Annotated in this window: 4 protein-coding genes; 1 reads left to right on the top strand and 3 read right to left on the bottom strand. The window is 62.7% G+C overall.

Annotation, left to right across the window (positions count from 1 at the left end):
- From AHiyo1_RS11655 to AHiyo1_RS11645, 3 genes are all read right to left on the bottom strand, one after another.
- Positions 1-884: maltokinase N-terminal cap-like domain-containing protein (locus AHiyo1_RS11655; protein ID WP_445286213.1), on the bottom strand; the 884-nt coding region annotated here is incomplete at its 3' end.
- 1 nt (position 885) lies between these two features.
- Positions 886-2,682 carry a maltose alpha-D-glucosyltransferase gene (treS, locus tag AHiyo1_RS11650; protein ID WP_059388671.1) on the bottom strand — a complete coding sequence of 599 codons (1,797 nt, stop codon included), beginning with the start codon at positions 2,680-2,682 and terminating at the stop codon, positions 886-888.
- A gap of 5 nt (positions 2,683-2,687) precedes the next feature.
- Positions 2,688-4,766, bottom strand: coding sequence for an alpha-1,4-glucan--maltose-1-phosphate maltosyltransferase (locus tag AHiyo1_RS11645; protein WP_059388672.1), 2,079 nt, complete (start codon positions 4,764-4,766; stop codon positions 2,688-2,690).
- Between the two features lie 62 nt (positions 4,767-4,828).
- Here AHiyo1_RS11645 and AHiyo1_RS11640 point away from each other — a divergent pair.
- The coding region (locus AHiyo1_RS11640; protein WP_253257287.1) for a DUF3417 domain-containing protein at positions 4,829-5,168 on the top strand (340 nt) is incomplete at its 3' end.

Here is a 5,168-nt window from a genome sequence, read left to right as displayed (position 1 = left end):
GCGATGTCCTGGCCCGGAACGCGTTCCGTGGCGGTTCCGAGGGTTTCCGCGAGGCGCAAGTGCACGGTGGCAGTCGCTTGGCCCAGTTGCCGGGCTTCGGCGGCGAAGTCTTTGCCTGATGCCGCGGCGTCGACGGCGAGGCGCCAAGCGTCCTGCCCGCCGGCAAGGAACTCGTGGGCAACGGCGAAATCCGCCGAGGCTGTTCCGTGGCGACCCTGGGGCGTCCACACCTCCCAGGTTCCCGTGATCCACCCTAGGGTGGACGGCACTTCCTTCGTTCCCGCCGAGGTCAGGGCCGCACCGACTTCCACCTCGGGGTTTTTGCCGACCGACAGGACCCGGAAGATCTTCACGATCGCCGCGGACACGCCATCGTCGACGATCACCGAAGTATTGGACTGCTCGCCGGAAGACACCCGCACGGATCCTGAGGCGGTGGGCAGCCGCAGGCCGCCCGGCACCGTATGTCCGCTCGCGGTGCACTCCCCCACTCCGGGATCGGCGGTGGCCTGGCCCCGGATCAGATCCAGCCATGCCGTCACGAATTCAGGATCGTGCGGGGCGTCGTATACCCAGAGAGGCGGATCCTGCTCGCTTGTTCCACCGATCTGGCCCACCGAGGCAGTTGCCAAGGCGGCGGAGGGCGCGGAGCGAAAGCTGAGCGGCACTTGGACGATGTCTGTCTGCCTCCCGCCATCGGCCGTGGCGTAGGCGACGGAGATCAGCTGGACCTCCAAGGCGGTCCCGGAGGTGGGCGCAGGAAGACCGAACGAGCCGACGAAATCCAGTTCGAACAACCCTGCCTTGACCGGAAACCAGCGCTGCCGGGGCAGCCATTCCTTGAGCAGGGGGGCCAGGACCGTGGTGGGTGCCATGTGACTCATGTCAGCCTTCGATGGAAAGCACTGGGATGGCCTGGGTGTACGGCGAGGAGCCTGTGGAACCTGTCGAACGTATCCGGAGCCAGAAGAAGTCGTGGCTACCGAGCGTGAGGGTGAGGGAGCCGTCGGCGCCGATCCCCGGGAACGGCTGGCCGCCGAACACGTCCCTCAGGCCCCTTCCGGCGTATTCAGGGATATCCAGGGTTGTGGCAACCGGATGTTGGGACAGGTTGAAAACGCAGAGGATGGATTCGGCATCCTCGCCTTCCGGATTGTCCTCCCGGAGATCACGCATGTAGGCGAGAACCACCTCGTGGTCCGCCGGAACGTGTTTGAAGTCGCCTAGCCCGAAGGCCGGGTGGTTCCTCCGCACGCTCAGGATCTGGCGTGTCCAGCGCAGGAGCGAGCCGGAATGGGCTGCTTCGGCCTCGACGTTCGCCATGCTGTAGTTGTAGACCAGCGACTGGATGACGGGGAGGTAGAGCTTTCCGGGATCTGCGTTGGAGAAACCCGCGTTGCGGTCGGGGTTCCATTGCATCGGCGTGCGGACCGCGTCGCGATCGTCAAGCCAGATGTTGTCTCCCATCCCGATTTCATCCCCGTAGTACAAGAAGGGGCTGCCGGGCAGGGAAAGCAGCAACGCATTGATCAGCTCGATCTCGGAACGGGAATTGTCCAGCAGCGAGGCGAGCCTCCGCCGAATACCGATGTTGGCCCGCATGCGCGGGTCCGGGGCGTACCAGCCCAGCATGGCGGCACGCTCGTCGGCGGTGACCATCTCCAGGGTGAGTTCGTCGTGGTTGCGCAGGAAGGTACCCCATTGCGCGCCGGCAGGGATTCCCGGGGTATCCCGGAGCGTCTCGATGATGGGTGCGGCCTTCTGGTCGCGGAGTGCGTAGTACAAGCGCGGCATGATGGGAAAGTGGAAGGCCATGTGGCATTCCGGTTCTTCCTCCGTGCCGAAGTACTCCACGACGTCGTGCGGCGGCTGGTTCGCTTCGGCGATGATCACTCGGCCCGGGTAGTTCTCGTCCACCATCTTGCGCAGATCCCGCAGGAAGCCGTGGGTGGCCGGCAGGTTCTCGCAATTGGTGCCCTCTTCTTCGAAGAGGTACGGGATGGCATCTGCCCGGAATCCGTCAATGCCTTGGTCCAGCCAGAACTTGACGACGTCGTGGACGGCCTCGATGACCTTGGGGTTTTCGAAGTTCAGGTCGGGCTGGTGGCTGAAGAACCGGTGCCAGAAGAACTGCCGGCGGATAGGATCGAACGTCCAGTTCGACTCTTCCGTATCCACGAAGATGATGCGCGCGTCCTGGTACTTCTCGTCGGTGTCACTCCACACGTAGAAGTCGCCGAACGGGCCGTCCGGGTTCTTGCGTGATTCCTGGAACCAAGGGTGTTGGTCCGAGGTGTGGTTCAGCGGGAGGTCGATGATGACCCTGACGCCCCTCGCATGCGCTTCGGCCACGAGCCGCTTGAAGTCGCTGATGGTGCCGAACTCGTCCAAAACGGACGTGTAATCGGAAATGTCGTAACCGCCGTCGCGCAAAGGCGAATCGAAAAACGGCGGCAGCCACAAACAATCCACTCCGAGCCACTGCAGGTAATCCAGCTTGTCGATCAGTCCGTGGAAGTCACCAGAACCGTCGCCGTTCGCATCCGCGAAGGCCCGCACCAGCACTTCGTAGAAGACCGCCTTCCGATACCAATGAGGGTCGTGTTGAAGACCCGGGGCGTTCAGCTCGAAAGTGTTCTTCGGCGTGAAGTACTGACTCTGACCCTGCGGATTGAAGCTCACTAAGGCTACCTCCGGATATTGAGAATGTGTGCCGGTTCTACATGGGCGTCCAGCCGGACGTAGTTGTACTCGCCCCACTCCCAGCTTTCGCCGCTGACCAAATCATCCACCCAGAATCGTCCGTTGGCGGTGAAGTCGGATGGATCCAGCGAAAGAGCGGACAGATCCAGCGTCACGGTGCTTTCCCTGGTGCCGTGGGGATCGACGTTTACCACGATGATCAGGGTGTCCTTGCTGCCGTCGGGCAAGGTCTTGTGCTTGGAGAACACGATGGTGGCGTCATCCGTGCTGTGATGCAACGTCAGGTTCTGCAGATCACCCAAGGCCGGGTGGGCCTTCCGGATGGCGTTAAGCCGTGTGATGTACGGGGCGAGGCTGTGCCCGGAAGCCGCTGCGGCATCCCAGTTGCGGTCCTTGAACTCATATTTCTCGTTGTCGATGTACTCTTCGGCGCCGGGACGCGCCACATGCTCGTACAGCTCGAATCCGGCGTAGACGCCCCAGAGCGGGCTGGCCGTGGCTGCCAGCGCGGCGCGGATGCGGAACGCGGCCGGGCCGCCGTATTGGAGGTATTCGGTGAGGATATCCGGGGTGTTGACGAAGAAATTCGGCCGGAAGTACGCCGGAGATTCGTGGCTGACCTCCTGGAAATACGATTCCAGTTCGGTCTTGGTGTTCCGCCACGTGAAGTACGTGTACGACTGCTGGAAACCTGCCCGGCCAAGGGCATGCATCATCGCGGGGCGGGTGAACGCCTCGGCGAGGAAGACGACGTCGGGGTGCTTTTTGTTGACCTTGGCGATCAGCCATTCCCAGAACCACACAGGCTTGGTGTGGGGATTGTCCACGCGGAAAATCTTCACGCCGTGGCTTACCCACAGGAAGACGATCCGCAGGATTTCCTTCGATAGACCGGCGGGATCGTTGTCGAAGTTCAGCGGATAGATGTCCTGGTACTTCTTCGGCGGGTTTTCGGCATAGGCGATGCTGCCGTCAACCCGGGTGGTGAACCATTCCGGATTGGTCTTCACCCAGGGGTGGTCCGGGGCGGCCTGCAAGGCCAAATCCAGCGCGACCTCGAGGCCCAGCTCATTGGCGCGGGCCACGAAAGCGTCGAAATCCTCGAAGGATCCCAATTCAGGATGGATGGCATCGTGGCCGCCGGCTTCCGAGCCGATGGCCCACGGCGAGCCGGGATCCTGGGGACCCGGAGTCAAGGTGTTGTTGCGCCCCTTGCGGTGCTGGAAGCCAATCGGGTGGATGGGCGGCAGGTAGATGACGTCGAAGCCCATGTCCGCGACGGCGTCGAGCCTCTTGGCCGCCGTCGTGAAGTTGCCTGAAGTCCATGTTCCCGTGGTGGGATCGAAAACGGCACCTTCGGAGCGGGGGAAGAATTCGTACCAGGCCCCGCGGCCGGCGAGGTCACGCTCCACGAGGAGTGGGTATTGTTCCGAGACGGTCACCAGCTCACGGATCGGCTGGCGTTCGACGACGGCCGCGACCTCTGGGCTGAAGCCGGCGGCAAGGCGCTCCTCGGCGGTCCTCGAAGTGTCGGCGAGGCCTTCGGAGGCAGTGCGAAGGATGCGTTTGTCTGCGGCATTTCGCGTGCTTTCGGCTGCGGCTTCCGCGAGCAGGGCGACGCCCTCAGCGAGCATCAGCTCCACGTCGATGCCGGCCTCGACCTTCACTTCGGCGTTGTGGTGCCACGTGCCGTAGCGGTCGTGCCAGGCCTCGATTGCGAAGGTCCAGGCTCCAGGCGCCGTTGGGGTCAGCAGGCCCTCCCAACGGTCCGTTCCCTTGCCACGCTCACCCGGGGCCGGGGCAAGCCGGACACGTTGGCGTTCTTTGCCTTTGGGGTCCAGCAGGACGGCGCTCACCCCCAGCTGGTCGTGGCCCTCGCGGAAGACCGTGGCGCCAATCACCAAATCTTCACCCGGCAAGGCCTTGGCCGGGAACCGGCCTTCCTCGATGACGGGCTGCACGGCCGTGATCGGGAATCTGCCGAACTTAAGACCCTCGGTGATACCGGCCTTCTGCTTGGACTTGGATGCTGAGCTGGATCGCGGTGCTGCAGTAGTGGTCACAACCTCGACGTTAGCGAGAAAAATCACATTTTGCGAAGAGGTACCCCAGACTCTTCCGCGCAATGTGTCATTTACCTAAAAGAAACCGAAAGCTGTTCCTGCCGTCCACCGAGTGGATTAGTGTGGCGCTCGTGAAGGCAATCCGAAGGTTTACAGTCCGTACACTGCTCCCCGAACCGATCCGGCCGTTGGCTCGTCTCGCGACAAATCTGCGCTGGTCGTGGCACCGGGCTACGCGCGAGCTCTTTGCAAGCCTTGACCAGGAATTGTGGGAGGAGAGCCATCACGATCCAATAAGCCTCCTGGGGTCAATCAGCCGCGATCAGCTGGACCAACTTGCTTCCAACAATGAACTTGTAGAGCGTGTTCAGCATGCTGCCGCGGATCTGGACCGGTACCTGA

The organism is Arthrobacter sp. Hiyo1 (assembly GCF_001263615.2).
Taxonomy (GTDB): Bacteria; Actinomycetota; Actinomycetes; order Actinomycetales; family Micrococcaceae; genus Arthrobacter.
Note: the sequence above shows the minus strand (reverse complement) of the source record. Positions and strands in the feature narration are given on the sequence as shown.